General features: G+C 66.1%; 18 protein-coding genes and 1 pseudogene. 6 read left to right on the top strand and 13 right to left on the bottom strand.

The window, feature by feature from the left end; all coding sequences use genetic code 11:
• Positions 1-58 precede the first annotated feature (58 nt).
• The gene (locus tag N0B71_RS26110) at positions 59-385 is read left to right on the top strand and encodes a YbaB/EbfC family nucleoid-associated protein (protein ID WP_017516839.1); all 327 of its coding nucleotides are present in this window, start codon (positions 59-61) and stop codon (positions 383-385) included.
• 131 nt (positions 386-516) lie between these two features.
• Positions 517-1,116: a recombination mediator RecR gene (gene recR, locus N0B71_RS26105; protein ID WP_259755892.1), complete on the top strand. Its 600-nt coding sequence runs from the start codon at positions 517-519 to the stop codon at positions 1,114-1,116.
• On the opposite strand, the gene N0B71_RS26100 is transcribed toward recR, so the two are convergent.
• Both N0B71_RS26100 and N0B71_RS26095 read right to left on the bottom strand, forming a co-directional pair.
• Entirely contained in the window at positions 1,113-1,592 is a 480-nt protein-coding gene (locus tag N0B71_RS26100; protein ID WP_259755890.1) for a GNAT family N-acetyltransferase, read from the bottom strand. The genes recR and N0B71_RS26100 overlap by 4 nt on opposite strands.
• Positions 1,580-2,023, bottom strand: a complete 444-nt coding sequence (locus N0B71_RS26095; protein WP_259755888.1) for a rhodanese-like domain-containing protein — start codon at positions 2,021-2,023, stop codon at positions 1,580-1,582. The genes N0B71_RS26100 and N0B71_RS26095 overlap by 13 nt, the downstream gene beginning before the upstream one ends.
• 93 nt (positions 2,024-2,116) lie before the next feature.
• Between N0B71_RS26095 and ftrA the strand changes: the two genes are divergently transcribed.
• Complete coding sequence (gene ftrA / locus N0B71_RS26090) at positions 2,117-3,085, top strand: transcriptional regulator FtrA (RefSeq protein WP_259755887.1); 969 nt, start codon at positions 2,117-2,119, stop codon at positions 3,083-3,085.
• Between the two features lie 76 nt (positions 3,086-3,161).
• Positions 3,162-4,310: an acyl-CoA dehydrogenase family protein gene (locus N0B71_RS26085; protein ID WP_259755885.1), complete on the top strand. Its 1,149-nt coding sequence runs from the start codon at positions 3,162-3,164 to the stop codon at positions 4,308-4,310.
• A 60-nt stretch (positions 4,311-4,370) separates the two neighbouring features.
• Here N0B71_RS26085 and N0B71_RS26080 read toward each other — a convergent pair whose 3' ends face one another.
• The 3 genes and pseudogenes from N0B71_RS26080 to N0B71_RS26070 form a co-directional block, all read right to left on the bottom strand.
• Positions 4,371-7,079, bottom strand: a complete 2,709-nt coding sequence (locus N0B71_RS26080) for a hypothetical protein (RefSeq protein ID WP_259755883.1) — start codon at positions 7,077-7,079, stop codon at positions 4,371-4,373.
• Positions 7,080-7,286: 207 nt separating this feature from the next.
• On the bottom strand, positions 7,287-8,177 hold the full coding sequence (locus tag N0B71_RS26075) for an SDR family NAD(P)-dependent oxidoreductase (protein WP_259755881.1): 891 nt from the start codon (positions 8,175-8,177) through the stop codon (positions 7,287-7,289).
• Positions 8,174-9,753: pseudogene (locus tag N0B71_RS26070) on the bottom strand (flavin-containing monooxygenase). Before N0B71_RS26070 ends, N0B71_RS26075 begins: the two are co-directional and overlap by 4 nt.
• Before the next feature lie 75 nt (positions 9,754-9,828).
• Between N0B71_RS26070 and N0B71_RS26065 the strand changes: the two are divergent.
• Together N0B71_RS26065 and N0B71_RS26060 are read left to right on the top strand one after the other, a co-directional pair.
• Positions 9,829-10,524 carry a TetR family transcriptional regulator gene (locus tag N0B71_RS26065; RefSeq protein ID WP_259755879.1) on the top strand — a complete coding sequence of 232 codons (696 nt, stop codon included), beginning with the start codon at positions 9,829-9,831 and terminating at the stop codon, positions 10,522-10,524.
• A 29-nt stretch (positions 10,525-10,553) separates the two neighbouring features.
• Entirely contained in the window at positions 10,554-10,949 is a 396-nt protein-coding gene (locus tag N0B71_RS26060) for a GFA family protein (RefSeq protein ID WP_259755878.1), read from the top strand.
• Positions 10,950-11,113: 164 nt separating this feature from the next.
• On the opposite strand, the gene N0B71_RS26055 is transcribed toward N0B71_RS26060, so the two are convergent.
• From N0B71_RS26055 to N0B71_RS26020, 8 genes are all read right to left on the bottom strand, one after another.
• Positions 11,114-11,944: a metal-dependent hydrolase gene (locus N0B71_RS26055; protein WP_259755876.1), complete on the bottom strand. Its 831-nt coding sequence runs from the start codon at positions 11,942-11,944 to the stop codon at positions 11,114-11,116.
• A gap of 290 nt (positions 11,945-12,234) precedes the next feature.
• Entirely contained in the window at positions 12,235-12,783 is a 549-nt protein-coding gene (locus tag N0B71_RS26050; protein WP_259755875.1) for an adenine phosphoribosyltransferase, read from the bottom strand.
• Between the two features lie 116 nt (positions 12,784-12,899).
• Positions 12,900-13,634, bottom strand: a complete 735-nt coding sequence (gene anr, locus N0B71_RS26045; protein ID WP_259755873.1) for a transcriptional regulator Anr — start codon at positions 13,632-13,634, stop codon at positions 12,900-12,902.
• Positions 13,635-13,883: 249 nt separating this feature from the next.
• Positions 13,884-15,266 carry an oxygen-independent coproporphyrinogen III oxidase gene (gene hemN, locus N0B71_RS26040; RefSeq protein ID WP_259755872.1) on the bottom strand — a complete coding sequence of 461 codons (1,383 nt, stop codon included), beginning with the start codon at positions 15,264-15,266 and terminating at the stop codon, positions 13,884-13,886.
• A 72-nt stretch (positions 15,267-15,338) separates the two neighbouring features.
• Positions 15,339-16,064: a sulfite exporter TauE/SafE family protein gene (locus N0B71_RS26035; protein WP_259755871.1), complete on the bottom strand. Its 726-nt coding sequence runs from the start codon at positions 16,062-16,064 to the stop codon at positions 15,339-15,341.
• Positions 16,057-16,281, bottom strand: coding sequence for a cbb3-type cytochrome oxidase assembly protein CcoS (gene ccoS / locus N0B71_RS26030; protein WP_259755870.1), 225 nt, complete (start codon positions 16,279-16,281; stop codon positions 16,057-16,059). Before ccoS ends, N0B71_RS26035 begins: the two co-directional genes overlap by 8 nt.
• 1 nt (position 16,282) lies before the next feature.
• Entirely contained in the window at positions 16,283-18,760 is a 2,478-nt protein-coding gene (locus tag N0B71_RS26025) for a heavy metal translocating P-type ATPase (RefSeq protein ID WP_259755869.1), read from the bottom strand.
• Positions 18,757-19,302, bottom strand: coding sequence for a FixH family protein (locus tag N0B71_RS26020; RefSeq protein WP_259755868.1), 546 nt, complete (start codon positions 19,300-19,302; stop codon positions 18,757-18,759). The genes N0B71_RS26025 and N0B71_RS26020 overlap by 4 nt, the downstream gene beginning before the upstream one ends.
• Positions 19,303-19,429 lie beyond the last annotated feature (127 nt).

Below are 19,429 nucleotides of genomic sequence, written 5' to 3'. Positions count from 1 at the left end.
CGCGCAGCCGCGACCAGCCCCTGACTTCGCCACGACTGAACGAATCGAGGAACTCGACATGATGAAAGGTGGCATGGCTGGCCTGATGAAGCAGGCCCAGCAGATGCAGGAAAAAATGCAGAAGATGCAGGAAGAGCTGGCCAACGCCGAAGTGACCGGTCAATCCGGCGCCGGCCTGGTGAGCGTGGTGATGACCGGTCGCCACGACGTCAAGCGCGTCTCCCTGGATGACAGCCTGATGCAGGAAGACAAGGAAATCCTCGAAGACCTGATCGCCGCCGCGGTGAACGATGCCGTGCGCAAGATCGAGCAGAACAACCAGGAGAAGATGTCCGGCATGACTGCTGGCATGCAATTGCCGCCCGGCTTCAAGATGCCTTTCTGATCCAGGCGCTTCCCCTGTAGGAGCGAGCTTGCTCGCGAACGCTCTTCCGGCTCCAGTGGCCGGGCAGGGTTCGCGAGCAAGCTCGCTCCTACAGTCGTTCTACTCCCTGAAAAATCTCCCGAGACCGCCCCATGAGCTTCACGCCGCTGATCCGCCAACTGATCGATGCCCTGCGCACCCTGCCCGGCGTGGGCCAGAAGAGTGCCCAGCGCATGGCGCTGCAGCTGCTGGAGCGCGACCGCAGTGGCGGCCTGCGCCTGGCCCAGGCGCTGACCCAGGCGATGGAAGGCGTCGGCCACTGCAAGCAGTGCCGCACCCTGTCCGAGGACGAGTTCTGCCCGCAATGCACCGACCCTCGCCGGGATGACAGCCTGCTGTGCGTGGTGGAAGGCCCGCTGGATGTGTTCGCCGTCGAGCAGACCGGCTACCGCGGCCGCTACTTCGTGCTCAAGGGGCACCTGTCGCCGCTGGACGGCCTGGGGCCGGAAGCCATCGGCATTCCCGAGCTGGAAGCGCGGATCAAGGCCGGCAACTTCAGCGAGATCATCCTTGCCACCAACCCCACGGTGGAAGGCGAGGCGACCGCCCACTACATCGCCCAACTGCTGGGCGGCGGCGACCTGGTGCTGTCGCGCATCGCCCACGGCGTGCCGCTGGGTGGCGAGCTGGAGCTGGTGGACGGTGGCACCCTGGCCCACGCCCTGGCGGGACGTCGGCCGATCAGCGGCTAACCGCCGGCAAGGCGCCGCAGCGCCCAGTCATCCATGCCGTAGGCAATCCACTTGCTGTCCGGGCGCCCGCCCAGGCGCCGGTAGAAGCGTTCGGCTGCGTCATTGCCGGCCAGCACGTCCCACAGCAGGCGGCCCGCACCCCGCTCCAGCGCCCAGTGCGCAACGCGCCGCAGCAACTCTTCGCCGACGCCGCCGTTGCGCTGCGCCGGGACGACATACAGCTCCTTGAGTCGAACGCTCGGGCGTAGGTCGAAGGTGAAGGCAAGCGTCTGCACGACGGCGTAGCCGCAGAGTGCGTCGCGCTCGGCGACGAACACCTGGCATTGCGCCGCTGTGCCGAAGGCGCGGGCGAGCAGGGCGTCGGCGTCCACCGCGAAGTCGTCGAGGTAGCCTTCGAACGCTGCCAGGGCACGCATGAGCTCCAGCACGGCGGGAACGTCGTCCTGCCGCGCCTCGCGAATGCTCAGCAGGCGCACGAGATGCCGTCTGCCTGGCTGAGTGGCGGCTGGCCTGCCGCGCCGGTCAGCGCCAGGCCCTCGTCCAGCCAGCCGGTCACCCCGCCGATCATCTCCTTCACCGGCAGGCCCAGGGCAGCGAGCTTCGCGGCGGCGCGGTGCACGCCGTTGCAATGCGGCCCGGCGCAGTAGACGACGAACAAGGTGCCCGACGGGAACTGTGCCATGCGCGGCGCATCGATCTCGCGGGTGGGCAGGTTCAGCGCGCCGGGTACGTGGCCACGGGCAAAGGCAGCGGCGCTGCGTACATCGAGCAGGACGAAATCCTGCTCGCCGTTCTGCAGGGCGTGGTTCACGTCCGAGCAATCGGTCTCGAAGGCCAGGCGATGGCTGAAGTGGGCGAGGGCGTCGGCGGGCAGGGCGGCAGGGAACTGGCTGACGAGGCTGGGCATGGCAAGGCTCCTGTGAAAGATGGCTGCACTGTAGGCGGCCGGTTGAATCGGCTACAGTGGCGGCCTGGACAGTGATCGGAAGTTTTCCGCCAAATGCAGCGCGATCCCCTGGATGTGGCCGTTCTTGCCTATGACGGCCTGTGCACCTTCGAATTCGGCATCGCCGTGGAGATGTTCGGGCTGCCGCGTCCCGAGTTCGACTTCCCGTGGTATCGCCACCGTGTCGTCGCCGTCGACGCAGGGCCGATGCGCGCGCTGGGCGGCATCCAGGTCCTGGCCGATGGCGGGCTGGAAGCCCTCGAGACGGCCGGCACCATCATCGTGCCGGGCTGGCGCGACCGCGCCGAGGCGCCGTCCGCCGAACTGGTGCAGGCCTTGCGCAAGGCCCATGAACAAGGCGCACGGCTGCTGTCCATCTGCTCCGGGGTCTTCGTCCTGGCCGCCACCGGCTTGCTCGACGGCCGGCGGGCAACCACCCATTGGCGTTACACCCACGAGCTGGCGGCGCGCTTTCCCGCCATCGAGGTCGATGCCCAGGTGCTCTACGTCGATGCCGGGCAACTGATCACCTCGGCCGGCAGCGCGGCGGGGATCGATGCCTGCCTGCACCTGGTGGCGCGGGATTTCGGCACGCAGGTCGGCAATACCGTTGCACGGCGCCTGGTGATGTCGCCGCAACGTGGCGGCGGGCAGGCGCAGTTCATCCCAGCGCCGGTGGCGAAGGCTCCCCGGCACGATCTCGCCGGACTGCTGGACTGGGCCCGGCAACGGCTGGACCGGTCGATTTCGGTGGGCGAGCTGGCCAGCCGGGTGGCGATGAGCGAACGTACCTTCCTGCGCCGCTTCAGCGAGGCCACCGGCATGACGCCCAAGGCGTGGCTGCAGCACGAGCGCATGGCCCGCGCCCGCGAGTTGCTGGAAAGCAGCGGCGAGAGCGTCGAGCGAATCGCCGAGCAATGTGGCTTCGGCACCGTGGAGAGCTTCCGCAACGCCTTCCGCAGTGCGGCAGGTGTGGCGCCTTCGACCTACCGCGAGCGATTCGGGGCGGCGCATCTGTCCTAGCCGATGGCGGGTGTCTCCGCTTGAAAACCAAGCAAGCGCTCGGTAAGTTTTCAGGCAAATCGCCTGGAGCCTCGCCATGTCCGTGTTCGCCGAATACTTCGATGACAGCCACCGCCTGGTCCGCGACAGCGTGCGGCGCTTCGTCGAGCGTGAAATCCTGCCCCACGTGGCCGACTGGGAGGAGGCCGAAGCGTTCCCCCGCGAGCTGTACCGCAAGGCGGGCGAGGCCGGCATCCTCGGCATCGGCTACCCGGAATCGCTGGGCGGCAGCCACGAGGGCGACCTGTTCGCCAAGGTGGCGGCCAGCGAGGAACTGATGCGCTGCGGCTCCGGCGGGCTGGTGGCGGGGCTGGGCTCGCTGGATATCGGCCTGCCACCGTTGATCAAGTGGGGCCTCCCCGAGTTGCGCGAGCGCATCGCGCCGCAGGTGCTGGCCGGCGAGAAGATCATGGCCCTGGCGGTCACCGAGCCGTCCGGCGGCTCCGACGTGGCCAGCCTGAAGACTCGCGCCGTGCGCGACGGCGACCATTACCGCGTGAGCGGCAGCAAGACCTTCATCACCAGCGGCGTGCGCGCCGATTACTACACCGTGGCGGTGCGAACCGGTGGCGATGGCTTCGGCGGCGTCAGCCTGCTGCTGGTGGAGAAGGGCACGCCCGGCTTCACCGTCAGCCGCACGCTGAAGAAGATGGGCTGGTGGGCATCGGACACCGCCGAGCTGTTCTTCGACGACTGCAAGGTGCCGGTGGAAAACCTCATCGGCGCCGAGAACATGGGCTTCGCCTGCATCATGGCGAACTTCCAGAGCGAGCGCCTGGCCCTGGCGATCATGGCCAACATGACCGCGCAACTGGCGCTGGACGAGGCGCTGGCGTGGAGCCGCGAGCGCGAGGCGTTTGGCAAGCCCATCGGCAAGTTCCAGGTGCTCAAGCACCGGTTGGCGGAGATGGCCACCCAGGTGGAGGTGTCCCGCGAGTTCACCTACCGCCAGGCGGCGAAGATGGCGGCCGGCAAGAGCGTGATCAGGGAAATCTCCATGGCCAAGAATTTCGCCACCGACGTCGCCGACCGCGTGACCTACGACGCGGTGCAGGTACTGGGCGGCATGGGCTACATGCGCGAGAGCCTGGTGGAGCGGCTGTACCGCGACAACCGCATCCTCTCCATCGGCGGTGGCACGCGGGAGATCATGAACGAGATCATTGCCAAGCAGATGGGGCTCTGATTCTTGTCGCATACTGCGACCAGCTCAGGCCCGCCGGTGCGGCGAGCCTGAGTGCGGGTTTCATCCGCGGGTATTGTGGATCACCAGCTGCATGACGCCTTGCCGCTCATAGAAGTAGCGCTGGCTGTTGCCGCACAGGTAATCGCCAACCTGCAGGTGCGTGTCGATCAACTGGCGCGCCGCCGCGTTGAACTTGGGTTCGCGCAATAGAGCCGCCCGATATTCAGCGGTGACCTGCCGTACCTCCGGGAACCCGTAGGTGAGCCAGAGGCTGCCGTTGATACCGTAGACGTCCATGTTCCCGGGGCGCACCCCGGCTCGGTAGTCAGCCTGGGCGATGACCTGGTGAATGAAGACGTTGTTGCCGGAGCTGAAGCCGTCCAGGCGTACCTGGCCGTGCCCATCGGTAAGGCCGACGCGCACCGTGGCGCCCGCGTTCCAGCCCTGGGTGTCGGGTATCAGGCCGAGGTAGGAGCTGGTACCCAGGAGCAGGGCCCCCGCCTTTGGCGTCTGGCCTTCGAACAGGGTGATGTGCGCGCACAGCGCCTTGTTGATCCCGACCAGTTCGATCAGCGTGCCGTTGCTAGCGACTTCGAAGGGAATGCCATCGTTGTCGCCCACCGGGCCGGTGTTCTTGCCGTTGATGTCAGCGGTGAAGTCCCAGCCGCCCTTGCGTTCGTACTTCAGGCGGGTGCCATCGGCGTCACGCACCATGGTGAACTCATAGAGCTTGTAGCGCCCCGCAGGCAAGTGCAGGTCGATGCACTGGGCGCCGTCGATGAACCGTACGCCGCCGATCAGCCTGGCCTCGTCGACATAGCGATCGATGCCGATGATCTGGCTGTAGGTGACATCCCCCGGGACGATGCCAAAGGCGAACCGTATCGTCTCAGCCGCAGCGGAGCGTCCTTGCTCGTCGGCGCCGGGGACGCCAGCCCAGATTTTCTTGCACAGCCTGACGTTGGGTATGCCGCCATTGTGAATCGTGGCCTTGAGCATGCCCTGGCGCTCGTACAGGTAGTTGGTGGCAGCGCACAGGTAGTCGCCGACGTGCAGGTTCTGGCGGATCAGCTCGCGTGCGGCGGCATTGAGCTTCGGCTCGTGCAGCAGGTGGTCCAGCTCGGCCTGGGTGATGGCGTGGCCCTCGGCGAAGTCGCAGCTGAACCAGGGGCTGCCGTCCTGATGCAGCACATCCATCCGGGTGGCGCGGACCCCCGCCTCGTAATCCGCCCTGGGGATGACTTCATGGATGAAGGCATTGCAACCGGAGGTGAAGCCGTCCAGCCTCAGGCTGCCCTGAGCGTCCGTTATCCCGACACGCACGATGGCGGCGATGTTCCAGTCGTGGGGGAACAGCCCCGAGCCTGAGCTGGTGCCGAAGATCATCACGCCAGGTTTCAGCTGGCCGTCGGCGCGTTTCTCGATCAACACCGAGAAGGACTTGTTGATGCCCATCAGGGTGATTTCGCTATTGCCGTTGCCCACTTCGAACGCAATGGCGTTCTCGTCGTCGATGGCGGCGGTTTCGACCCCGTTGACCTCGGCCTTGAACTGCCAGCCGCCCATCTTGGCCAGCTTCAGCGTCACGTTGTCGGCTGCGCGAACGAGCTCGAATTCGTAGAGGCGGTACTTGCCCGGTGGCAGCGAGAAGCTGACGACCTGCTCGCCGCTGAGCCTGATCACCCCGCCAATCAGCTTGCTTTCATCCAGGTAGCCGTCCGCGCCGACCATCTGGGCGAAGGAGGTGTCCGCGCCGACGATGCCGAAAGCGAACTGCATCGTGACGTCGGGGATGGAGTAGCCCTTGTCATCCGAGCCCGGCACGCCGGCCCACAGCTTCTTGTACAGTTTGACGTTGGGTGTACCGCCATTGTGGACCGTCGCCTTGAGCATGCCCTGGCGCTCGTACAGGTAATTGGTGGCGGCGCACAGGTAGTCGCCGACGTGCAGGTTCTGGCGGATCAGCTCGCGCGCGGCGGCGTTGAGTTTCGGCTCGCGCAGCAGATGGTCCAGCTCGGCCTGGGTGACGGCGTGGCCCTCGGCGAAGTCGCAGCTGAACCAGGGCGTGCCGTCCTGGTGCAGCACGTCCATTCGATTGGCTCGCACGCCCGCCTCGTAATCGGCCTTGGGAATGACCTCATGGAGGAAGGCATTGCCGCCGGAGGTGAAGCCGTCCAGCCTCAGGCTGCCGGTGGCATCGGTCACCCCGACGCTCACGATGGCGGGGGCGTTCCAGTCGTGGGGGAACAGCCCGTAGCCGGAGCTGCTGCCGAAGAACATCACTCCCGCCTGCGGCCGACCGCCAGCGAGCTTGTCGACCAGTACCGAGTAGGTCTTGTTGATGCCGACAATGGCGATGTCCTGGCCGTCAGTGCCCACCTCGAACGGAACGGCGTTCTCGTCATCGATGGCGGCAGTTTCGACCCCGTTGATGTCGGCCTTGAATTGCCAGCCGCCCATCTTGGCGAACTTCAGCGTGGCGTTGTCGGCGGCGCGCACGAGGGTGAATTCGTAAAGGCGGTACCGGCCCGGCGGCAGGGAGAAGGCGGTGATCTGGTCGCCGTTGACCCAGTGGATGCCGGTGATCAATCGGCTCTCGTCGAGATAACCGTCGACGCCGCTGATCTGCGCGAAGGACATGTCCGCCGCCACGACGCCGAAGGCGAACTGCATCGTCGCCGGTGGGGCGCTATAACCTTTGCTGTCCGAACCGGGCAGACCTGCCCAGAGTTTTTTCGAAAGCTTGATGAGACTGACGCTACTGACCATCAGGACACTCCTTGTTCACACCATGTGTTTGTCAACGCGAGGGCGAGACATCCACGCCCCACCCCGGTTATCGGTGTTGCGGGGAGGTGAAAGAAGAAGACGCCAGCCACTGGTCTGTAGGAGGGCTCCGGATAAGCCGTAATCTTGCTGTCAGAGAAACACAAAGCCCGCCTGGTCAGGGCGGGCTTTGCGCTGCAATGGCGGGGGCTACTTGGCCTCGTAGCCCTCCGCGCCGGACTTGCGCTTGGGCCTGGGGGCGAAGCGTTTGGCCAGCTTCATGCTGCCGGTGACCACCTTCTGGTACCACACCGGCAGCAGGCGCAGCATCAGGTCGATGGCATGGGCATCCGAGCCGATCAGGATGCGCCGCGAGTCGCGTTCCACGCCGCGGAGGATCACCTGCGCGGCCTTCTGCGGGGTGGTGCGCAGCAACTGGTCATTGAACTGGGTGCGCGCGGCTTCCGCGTTCTGCCCGGTGACCTTGACCATGCTGTCGTTCATCCGCGCGGTCTTGGCGATGTTGGTCTTGATCCCGCCGGGATGCACGCAGCTGGCGGAGACGCCACTGCGCTCCATGTCCAGCTCCTGGCGCAGCGACTCAGTGAAGCCGCGCACGGCGAACTTGGTGGCGTTGTAGGCGCTCATGCCCGGCTGGGAGAACAGGCCGAAGACGCTGGAGACGTTGACCACGTGGCCGTCGCCCGAGGCCTTCAGGTGTGGCAGGAAGGCCTTGGTGCCGTAGACCACGCCCCAGAAGTTGATGTTGGTGATCCACTCGTACTCTTCGTAGTCGCTCGCCTCCACGGTGCCGGCATGGGCGACGCCGGCGTTGTTGAACACCAGGTTGACCTTGCCGTGCTCGCGGGCGGCCTTGTCGGCCCAGGCATGCACCTGGTCGCGGTCGGCGACGTTGACCGTGTCGGTGGACACGCGCACGCCGGAGGAGGCGAGCAACTGGCGGGTTTCCTCCAGGCCTGCGGCGTTCACGTCGGCCAGGGCCAGGTGGCAACCCCGGGCGGCCAGTTCCACGGCCAGGGCGCGACCGATGCCGGAGCCCGCGCCGGTGATGGCGGCGACCTTGTTCTCGAAGTTCTTCATGCCGGCACCTCCTCGGCGTGGCGTTGCGGTTGGGCGACAGGGCTGCTCAGGGGCTTGGCTTTCAGGTGATAGGCGCTGGGGTCGAACTGGCTGGTGAGCGCGCGGAAGCGCCAGGTGAAGCCCGGCCACAGGGTGCAGTTGCGCCCGCTCACCGGGTGCAGGTACCAGCTCTTGCAGCCGCCGGTGTTCCACACGCTGTGGTTGAGGCCGCGTTGCAGCTTCTCGTTCCAGCGCTCCTGGACCTCTTCCTTGACTTCGACGCTCTGCAGCTCGCGGCGATCCATCAGCTTGATGGCGCCCAGCACGTAGGCGATCTGCGATTCGATCATGTAGACCATGGAGTTATGGCCCAGGCCGGTGTTCGGGCCCATGAGGAAGAACAGGTTGGGGAAGCCGCGGGTCATGGTGCCCTTGTAGGCTTCCGGGCCGTTCTTCCAGGTGTCGAGCAGGTCCACGCCACCCTTGCCGAACACCACGCCGCGGGGGATCGGGTCGTTAGCGGTAAAGCCGGTGCCGAAGATGATGGCGTCCACGGGGCGCTCGCGGCCGTCGCTGGTGATGATGCTACCGGCCTTGATTTCACGGATGCCGTCGACGATCACCGAGGCGTTGGAGGCGGCCAGCGCGGGGTAGTAGTTATGCGACATGAGCACGCGCTTGCAGCCGATGGTGTAGTCGGGGGTCAGCTTGCGGCGCAGGTCGGGGTCCTTGATCTGCTGGCGGATGAAACGCTCGGCCAGCTTGCCCACCAGCTTCATCGCCCAGGGCGCGAAGGTGAAGCCCAGCACGCGGCCTTCGAGCATGCTGTAGAGCGCGCCGCGCCAGAGCTTCTGCACGGCGGGGAAGTGGCGGAAGCGCGCGCGTTCCTTCTCGCTGATGGCGCGGTCGGGCTTGGGCAGGATCCACGGTGCGGTGCGCTGGTAGAGGTCGAGCTTGGCCACCAGCGGCTGGATTTCCGGGACGAACTGGATGGCCGAGGCGCCAGTGCCGATCACCGCGACGCGCTTGCCCTTGAGGTCGTAGTCGTGGTCCCACTGCTGGGAGTGGAAGGCCTTGCCCTGGAAGTTCTCCAGGCCCTTGAGCGCCGGGATCGACGGGATCGACAGGGCGCCCATGCCCGACACCACGGCCTTGGCGGTGTAGAGGTTGCCGGCGGCGTCGAACAGGTGCCAGAGCTGCTGCTGTTCGTCCCATTCGAAACGCGCCATCTCGGTGTTGAGCAGGGTCTTGTCTTCGAGGCGGTACTTCTTCCAGCAGTTCTCCAGGTAGGCACGGATTTCCGGCTGGCGGGCGAACATGCGCGTCCAGTCCGGGTTCGGCTCGAAGGAGAAGGAGTAGACGTGGGACTGCACGTCGCAGGCGCAGCCCGGGTAATTGTTGACCCGCCAGGTACCGCCGACGCCGGCGTCCTTCTCGAACAGCAGGAAGTCGTTCTCGCCTTCCTGCTTCAGGCGGATCGCCATGCCCAGCCCGGAAAAGCCGGTGCCGATGATGGCGACTTTGCAGTGTCGCGGGGCAGTCTTTGGTTGGGTACCCATTGCCAAGCTCCTGTTATGATTGTTGCTGGCGTATACAACTGTCTACGTGCTGAAATGTAGACATCTGTATACTTGCGGGACAACCAACCTTAGGTGGGGTCGGCGCCAATCTCATGGAAATCGGACAGGAAGAACGACCGGTGGAGGCCGCCGGCAAGCGTGCGCTGATCGAGGCGGCGCTGCGCCTGGCGGCGAGCCGGCGCAGCCTGAGCAGCCTCGGGTTGCGGGAGCTGGCGCGGGAAGCGGGGCTGAACCCGAACACCTTCTACCGGCATTTCGGCGACGTGGACGACCTGGGCCTGGCGATCATCCGCGACATCGCCACCCAGCTGCGCCAGCCGCTGCGCGACCTGCGCCGCGAGGCCGCCGAACGCGCCAGTCCGGGGAAGGGCGCCGCCAGCGTACCCTTCGGCCTGGACCTGGAGCGCGGCCAGCGGGTAACGCGGGAGACGGTACGGCTGTTCTTCGATTTCGTGGAGTGCAACCCGCAGGCCTTCATCATCGGCGTACGCGAGCTGCACGGACCGTCGCCGGTGCTGCGTGAGGCGCTTGCGCACGTGATGGACGCCTTCGGCGAAGACATGGCCGAGGACATCCGCCAGTTCCACCTGCTGCCGGATGTCGACGAGGGTGAGCTGAACCAGCTGTCCAGGCTGATCAGCCGGCAGCTGTTCCAGCAATCGCTGGACTATCTGGAGCGCCCGCCGCAGCAGCGCGAGGAGGTCCGCCTTCTCGCCGAGCGACAAATCCTGTTGCTCTTCACCGGCGTGGCGGTGCTGCAGACCTTCGGCATGCTGGCTAATCTCTGAATCCTGTTCGGCATTCCGGGAGAGTCGTCATGTTGCCTTTGCCCCTGTTTGGCGGCTGCGCCTGCGGTGCTGTGCGTTACCGCGTGGACGCAGAGCCTGAGGAAGCGGGCTATTGCCACTGCCGTATCTGCCAGAAATCCAATGCCGCGCCGGCGGTGCCCTGGGCGGTGATTCCGCTCTCGGGTTTTGCCTATATCGCTGGCGAGCTGGGGATGTGGCGCTCCAGTGAGGACGGCGAGCGGCGCTTCTGCGTGAAGTGCGGCACGCCGCTGGAGTTTCGCCTGCGCGACGGCGATACGGTCGGGCTCAACACCGTTACCCTGGACGATCCAGAGCTGATCCAGCCGCAATGCCATGTCTGGTGTTCGTCGCAGCTGTCGTGGTTCGACACCGTGGATGATCTGCCGCGCCGGCAGGAGGGCTGACGCCCGGTCATGCTTTGTAGGAGCGAGCTTGCTCGCGAACCTCTCGGCACCGGAGCGGCGTGCGTTCGCGAGCAAGCTCGCTCCTACAGAAACCGTCGTTCGGCCCGATAGGGTGGAATGAAAACGCCAGGCGATTGCCTGGCGTTTTCTTTGCACCCTAGCGATCAGCCGGCGAAATCCAGCGTTTGCTTCCAGCGGGTTTCCAGCGCCTTGGTGTCGTGGTCGAAGGGGTGGAAGCCGGGGCGGAAGTAGTCCAGCCACGGGCGGATCAGCGCGACGAAGTAGCCGCGGCGCGGGTGCAGCAGCACGCCGAGGCCGTGCTTCCAGCTGCGCCAGTTGAACAGCTGGCCGTCGCGGCGCAGCAGGTTGATCTGGAAGCCGGCGATGACGCTGAGGAAGATCACCGTGGTCAGCAGCATCACCGCGGTGCGGGTGAAGTAGCCGCCATACACCTGCTGGTAGACGTCGTAGGCCACCGCCTTGTGCTCGTTCTCCTCGATGGCGTGCCACATCCACAGCTTGTACATCTTGTCCGACTTCATCTGGCTGCTCAGGTCTTCGCGCTTGAGCAACTGCTCGGCCATGGTCGCGGTGAAGTGTTCCAGCGCGCAGGTGATTGCCAGCTGATGCTTCTTGGTGGTGACCTTGCTGATGGATTCCAACAGCACCTTGATGCGCAGCTCGAGGGTTTCCAGGTCGATGCCGTGTTCGTCGGCGTACTCGTTGTAGGCCGCGTGCTCCTTGGAATGCATGGCTTCCTGGCCGATGAAGGCGCTGACGTCCTTCTGCAGCTGCGGGTCCTGGATGCGTTCGCGCACGGCGCGCACGCTGTCGACGAAGAATTTCTCGCCGTAGGGGAACAGCGAGGACAGGTTATTCATGAAGTGGGTCATGAAGGGTTGCCCGTTCCACCAGTATTTCGGCGTTTCGCTGAAGCTGAAATCCATGCGGCGGACCGGGAAGTTGGCGCGGATCGGCGTGGTACTGGCGTTCATGACTAACTCCTTGTTGTTCTGCGGGCGCCGGGTGGATGGGGGCTGGCACGTGGCAGGTGCAGCGACCCTGGGCAAGCCCTGTCGTTAGTTCGCGATGCCACTTGAGAATGTGTCATCGGTTGATGTCATGTTCGGAGTCTTGTCGGACAATCGCCAGGTCAAATCCGGCCGTAGCCAGGTCGAATCTGGCCAAGCGGGTGCCGACCAGCCATTGGATGGGGCGGTATCTGATGCGGATCGCAGAAACGAAAACGGGCGCCGAGGCGCCCGTTTTCCCATGCCAGTGCTCTTTACTGCTCGTCGAGGGCGAAGGCAGTCAGGCTGTAGGTGGGGATCTGCGCGTCATTGAGCTTGGCCGAGCCGCCCAGCTCCGGCAGGTCGATGATCGCGGCGGCCTCGAACACGCTGGCACCCATGCGGCGCACCAGTTGCGCGGCAGCCAGCAGGGTGCCGCCGGTGGCGATCAGGTCATCGAAGATCAGCACGCTGTCGCCTTCGCAGAGGCTGTCGGCGTGGACCTCCAGCAGGGCTTCGCCATATTCGGTTTCGTAGGCCTGGGCCAGCACGTCGGCCGGCAGCTTGCCGCGCTTGCGGAACAGCACCAGGGGCTTGTTCAGCTCATAGGCGATGATCGAACCGATCAGGAAGCCGCGCGCATCCATGGCGCCAATGTGGGTGAAGTCGGCCTCGACGTAGCGCTGGATGAAGCTGTCGGCGACGAAGCGCAGGGCTCGCGGCGACTGGAACAGCGGGGTGATGTCGCGGAACATGACGCCGGGCTTGGGAAAGTCGGGAACGGCACGGATCACGGACTTCAGGTCGAGTGGGTTGAGGATCATGCTGGCTGTGCACCTGATGCGGTTTTTGCAGAGGCCAAAGTATAACGGGCCCGCCAATCGGCGAGCCCGTTTTCGATGACCGGAAAGTCAACCAGTCGGTCAGATTTCCAGGTCTGTCAGCTTTCCAGCTGGCCGCCGGCCAGGGCGCACAGTTCGATGGAATCGAGGATGTGCACTTCCTTGCCTTCGGCGGCGATCAGGCCGTTCTGCTGGAAGCGGGTGAAGACGCGGGAAACGGTCTCCACCGCCAGACCGAGGTAATTGCCGATCTCGTTGCGCGACATGGCCAGGCGGAACTGCTGGGCCGAGAAGCCACGGGCGCGGAAGCGCGCGGAGAGGTTCACCAGGAACGTGGCGATACGCTCGTCGGCAGTCTTCTTCGAGAGCAGCATCATCATCTGCTGGTCGTCGCGGATTTCGCGGCTCATCACTCGCAGCAACTGGCGACGCAGCTGCGGCAGCTGCTCGGACAGCTCGTCCAGGCGTTCGAAGGGAATCTCGCAGACCGAGGTGGTTTCCAGCGCCTGGGCTGACACGGGGTAGCTCTCGGTGTCCATGCCGGACAGGCCGACCAGTTCGCTGGGCAGGTGGAAGCCGGTGATCTGCTCTTCGCCGCCGTCGGTGATGCTGAAGGTCTTCAGCGCGCCGGAGCGCACGGCGAAGACGGAGCCGAACGCATCGCCCTGACGGAACAGGAACTCTCCTTTCTTCAGGGGGCGGCCGCGCTTGACGATCTCATCGAGGGCGTCCATGTCGTCGGTGTTCAGCGACAGGGGCAGGCAGAGCGGAGCCAGGCTGCAATCCTTGCAGTGCGCCTGGGGCAGGGCGCGCACTTTAATGGTTTCGGCCATGAGTGTTCCTTGAATGGGATGGCACACAAAAACCAAGGGTACCGCAGACGGCGGCCATGGCGCCAGTTGGCGACCTCTCTGAATCGGCCCTTGGACGGCTGTGCGGGCAGATATCGAGGCTTGTCGAGGGAGGCGAAGTGCGTCTGAAGAGGGCCGGTTCAGGGCCGTTTCAGGGATGAGAATTTACCGACATATCCTGTTGCAATGGGTGCGACAGTTGGCCCTGTGCCGTCTGTCGCGGCAAGCGGGTCAGATGACCCGCGAGAAGCGTTGCAGGTTCTGCATCGGCAGGTAGCGGTCGAACAGCATGCACAGCGACCGCACCAGCAGCCGGCCGGCGGCACTGACGTCAATGCCGCGCGAGCCTAGGGTGATCAGCCCGTCCCTGGCGAAGCGTTCGAGGTCGTCCCAGATGTCCGCGAAGTAGCCGCGGAAGTCGATGTTGTAGAGGTCTTCGATGTCTTCGAAGTCCAGCTGGAAGTGGCAGATCAGTTGCTGGATCACCGCCCGGCGGATCAGGTCGTCCTTGTTGCAGTGCAGGCCGCGGCGGGTGGCGAGCTGGCCCTGGTCGAGGGTGTTCTGATAATCGGCGATGTCGTTGCTGTTCTGGCAGTAGAGGTCGCCGATCTGGCTGATCGCGGAAACCCCCAGGCCCACCAGGTCGCAATGCCCATGGGTGGTATAGCCCTGGAAGTTGCGCTGTAGGGTGCCGTCTTCCTGGGCCATGGCGAGTTCGTCGTCCGGCAGGGCGAAGTGGTCCATGCCGATGTAGCGGTAGCCGGCGGCCGCCAACTGCTCGGTGGTGCGCTGCAGCATTTCCAGTTTCTGCGCGGGGGAGGGCAGGTCTTCCGCCCTGATCCGGCGCTGCGGCGGGAAGCGATCGGGCAGGTGCGCATAGTTGAACACGGAGAGCCGGTTGGGCTGCAGGGCGATGACCTGCTCCACGGTGCGGGCAAAGGTGTCCGGGGTCTGCCGGGGCAGGCCGTAGATCAGGTCGATGTTGATCGAGCGGAATTGCAGGGTGCGCGCCGCGTCGATGATGGCGCGGGTTTCGTCGAGGCTCTGCAGGCGGTTGATGGCCTGCTGCACGTCCAGGTTGAAGTCCTGGACACCGATGCTGGCGCGGTTGAAGCCCAGCTCGCGGAGCAGGCCCATGGTGGACCAGTCGGCCTCGCGCGGGTCGATTTCGATGCCATAGTCGCCGAAGTCGCCCTCGACGAAATGGAAGTGGGTGCGCAGTTGCGCCATCAGCTCGCGCAATTGGCCGGGGCTCAGGAAGGTCGGGGTACCTCCGCCGAAATGCAGCTGCTCGACTTGCTGCTCGCGACCCAGGTGGCGGCTGACGATCTCGATTTCGTGGATGAGGCGGGCAAGATAAGGGGCGCTGCGGCCACGATCCTTGGTGATGACCTTGTTGCAGGCGCAGTAATAGCAGATGTTCGCGCAGAACGGGACGTGCACGTAGAGCGAGAGCGGCCGCTGGGCCTTCTGGCTATCACGCAGCGCGTGCAGCAGGTCGAAGGGTCCGACGCCTTCGTGGAACTGCACGGCTGTGGGATAGGAGGTATAGCGCGGGCCGGACAGATCGTATCGGCGTATCAGATCTGCGTCCCAGCGAATGTTGTCGAGCATGCCGATGTTCCCCGGTGGCGAGCTTTGCCTGCGCAGTCTAGGGAGAGTCCGATAGTGGCCTGTTGACCTGTATCAAGCGGCTTTATGGTGGGGAATGTCGGCGCTGGCGTGCATCTCGTGGCCCATGATCCAGGCCTGGTGCGGGCCCGGGAGGGTCCACAGGCCGAAGAGGATCACCAGGATGCCGCCCGCCATGCGCACGCTGCGTTTGCGCAGCAGGGCGGTGATGCGCTCGGCGGCCAGACCGGTGGCCAGCAGCACGGGCCAGGTGCCGAGGCCGAAGGCGAGCATCAGCAGGGCGCTGTCCAGCGCGGAGCCTTGGCTGGTGGCCCAGAGCAGGGTGCTGTAGACGAGGCCGCAGGGCAGCCAGCCCCAGAGCGCGCCCAGCAGCAGCGCGCGCGGCAGCGTGGCCACCGGCAGCAGGCGGCTGGCGAAGGGCTGGATGTGCTTCCACAGGCCGCGCCCGAGCGCTTCGATGCGGGTCAGGCCGCTCCACCAGCCGGCCAGGTAGAGGCCCATGGCGATCAGCAGCAGGCCGGCGATCACCCGCAAGGCGGAGGCGAACGGCGTACGCGCCACGGCCCAGCCGGCAAGGCCAAGCAGCAGGCCCGCGCAGGCGTAGCTGAGGATGCGGCCGAGGTTGTAGGCCAGCAGCAGGCGCAGGCGGCGCCCGCGTTGCTCCTGCGGGATGGCCATGGTCAGCGCGCCCATCAGGCCGCCGCACATGCCCAGGCAATGGCCCCCGCCGAGCAGGCCGAGGATCACGGCAGACGCCAGCAGGGGCGCCAGTTCAGGCATCGCGCTGGTCCTGCGGCTGGCTGGCGCGGGCGGTCTCGTCGCCTTCGGCTTCATCGATGCCAGCCTGGTGCTTGGGATCTTCGTCGTCGAACAGGATGCTGTGGGCCGGGCCGTCCATGTCGTCGTACTGGCCGCTGTTCACCGCCCAGAAGAAGATCGCGATGCAGATGCCGACGATCACCACGGCAACCGGGATCATGATGTAGAGAGCAGGCATTTCAACTCCGTGGCAGCGCCTGCGCCGCGTGGGGCGCGGCCGGCAGGGCGGTGGTCGCTGGCGGGGCGCCCACGCCCCTGGGCAGCCAGGTCAGGCGCAGGGCGTTGAGCACCACGGTCAGCGAGCTGATCGACATGCCCACCGCCGCCCAGACGGGCGTGATCCAGCCGAGGGCGGCGAAAGGCAACATGAGGCCATTGTACAGCCCTGCCCAAAGCAGGTTCTCGATGATCACCCGGCGCGTGCGGCGGGCCAGGGTGAAGGCCTGCACCACGCTCTCCAGGCGGTTGGATAACAGCACCGCATCGGCGCTGGTCTTGGCCAGGTCGGTGGCCGAGCCCATGGCGACGCTGATGTCGGCGGCAGCCAGCACCGGTACGTCGTTCACGCCGTCGCCCAGCATCAGCACGCGGTGGCCTTGCTGGTGCAGCTGGCGCAGGACTTCCAGCTTGTCGTCGGGGCGCAGGCCGCCACGACAGTCGTCGATACCCAGCTCGGCGGCGACACGCCCGACCATGGGCGAGCTGTCGCCGGACAGCAGCAGTGTGCGCCACCCACGGGCGCGGCAGGCGTCGAGGAGGTCGGCGGCGTCTTCGCGGATGCGGTCGTCCAGCACCAGCCAGGCGAGGGCGCTGCGCTCGTCGCCCAGCAGCAGCCACTGGCCGGGTTCCTGGGGATGCTCCGGCGCGGCGCTGCCGCTTAAGGCGCAGACGAAGGACGGTTCGCCGATGCGCAGCCGGCGGTCGCCGACCAGGCCTTCCAGGCCCAGGCCGGGGTGGCTTTCGACGTTCTCGGCGGCCTGCGGCGCACGGCCGAAGGCGCGGGCGATGGGGTGTTCGGAGCGGTTCTCCAGCGCGGCGGCGAGCGCCAGGCAGCTATCGCTGTCCAGGGCGCCCAGCGGCCGCACGGCGCGCAGGGTCAGGCGGCCTTCGGTGAGGGTGCCGGTCTTGTCGAAGATGACCGTGTCGATGTGGTTCAGGCCTTCCAGCACGTGGCCGCGCGTCACCAGCAGGCCGAGCTTGTGCAGGCTGCCGGTGGCGGCGGTCAGCGCGGTTGGGGTGGCCAGCGACAGCGCGCAGGGGCAGGTCGCCACCAGCATCGCCAGGACGACCCAGAAAGCGCGGGAGGCGTCGTGCTGCCACCAGAACAGGCCGACCACGGCGGCGAGCACCAGCAGGGCGATGAGGAACCATTGCGCCGCTTTGTCGGCGAGCTCGGCGAGGCGGGGTTTGTCCGACTGCGCGCGTTCCAGCAGGCGGACGATGGCGGACAGCCGGCTGTCGCCGCCCAGCGCCTTGACCTGCACGGTCAGCGGGCCCTCGACGTTGAGGGTGCCGCCAGTGACGCTGTCGCCGCTCTGGCGCGGCTGCGGCAGGTATTCGCCGGTCAACAGGGATTCGTCGACGCTGGACTGGCCGTCGAGGATCAGGCCGTCGGCGGGAATCACCGCGCCGGGCTGTACCAGCACGCGGTCGCCAACGCTCAGTTCGCTGAGCAGCACACGGCTGCTCTGGCCGCTGTCGTCCAGCCGCAGGCAGGAGGCTGGCAGCAGGTTGACCAGTTGTGCGGTGGCCGCAGCGGTGCGTTCGCGGGCGCGGCGTTCGAGGTAGCGGCCGGCGAGGAGGAACAGGGCGAACATGCCGACGGCGTCGAAGTACAGGTCGCCATGGCCGGTGACGGCCGTCCAGATGCCGGCCAGGTAGGCGCCGCCGATGGCCAGGGACACCGACACGTCCATGGTCAGGTGGCGTGTGCGCAGGTCGCGCACGGCGCCACGGAAGAACGGCTGGCAGGAATAGAAGACGATGGGCGTGGTGAGGAACATCGCCACCCAGCGCAGGATCTCGTGCAGCTCGGGGCTCAGGTCGATATTGAATTCCGGCCAGGTGGCCATGGTCGCCATCATCGCCTGGAACCACAGCAGGCCTGCAACGCCCAGCTGGCGCAGGGATTTGCGGTTTTCCTGGTGCAGTTGCTCGGCGGCGCGGTCGGGCTGGAACGGGTGGGCGGCGTAGCCGATCCTGCGCAGTTCCGCGAGCAGTTCGCTCAGGGGCAGTTCGCTGTCGGACCAGCGCACGTGCAGGCGGTGGTTGGACAGGTTGAGGCCGGCTTCGGCGATGGCGGGAAGGCCCTTGAGGTGTTTCTCGATCAGCCAGCCGCAGGCGGCGCAGCTGATGCCTTCCATGATCAGGGTGGTCTCGGCCAGGTCGCCCTGGTGCTGGACGAAGGGTTGCTGGACGTCGGGCCGGTCGAACAGCTTCAGCTCGTCAGCCAGTTGCTCGGGCAGGGCATCCGGATTGGGCGCGGCTTCGGTGCGGTGGCGGTAATAGCCTTCCAGGCCGCCGGCGACGATGGCCTCGGCCACGGCCTGGCAGCCCGGGCAGCAGAATTCGCGGGCTTCGCCCAGAACCTGTGCGGTGAATCGGCTGCCGGGAGGAACCGGCAGCGCGCAGTGGTAACAGAGCAGCGGGGCGCTCATGGGCGCTCGGCTTCGTCTCCGTTAAGGGGCTCGTCGCCGAGGACGAAGGCGCCGCCGGGGGCGACTTTCTCTTCCTCGAACAGACGCCAGGTCTTGCCGTTCTCCTCGCCGAGCAGTTCGACGAAGCGGCGGCCTTTCACGGCGGCATCCAGGCTGGCGGTGTAGCGGCCGGGCTCGGCGGGGCTGGCGCGCATTTCCAGGTGCTTGTCCTGGGACTCCAGGGTAGGGGAGAGCAGGTTCAGGGTCAGCGTGGCCGGGCGGCTGTCGCCGGTCAGGCGCAGGTCCACTTCGCCGGTCAGTTCGTCGAAACTGATCTTCGCCTGCATCTTCAGCTGCTGGGCCAGGTGCTCGCGGTCCAGAGAGCGGTTGATGCCCTTGCCGGCTTCGTAATAGTTGTCGCTGACCAGGGAGTCCTGGTTGTTCACGGCGATGTTGACCATCGTCAGGCTCAGGGCAACCGAGGTGGCCAGCATGGCGATGATGATCCACGGCCAGAGGTGCTTGTACCAGGGTTGCACGGGCGTTTTCAGGGCCGATTGCATTGTCGTTACTCTCGCTGGCAGCGCCGCGCCAGGCGGGCTGCCCGGTGAAGGGGCGGGCAAATTCTACGTGCTTCGCTCGGCACTGGCACCCCATGCGCAACATGGGGTGCCAATTCGTTCAGCAGCG

Origin of the sequence: Pseudomonas sp. GCEP-101 (assembly GCF_025133575.1) — a bacterium.
GTDB lineage: Bacteria > Pseudomonadota > Gammaproteobacteria > Pseudomonadales > Pseudomonadaceae > Pseudomonas > Pseudomonas nitroreducens_B.
The sequence above is the reverse complement of the archived record's forward strand: the minus strand, read 5'-3'. Positions and strand labels throughout refer to the sequence as shown.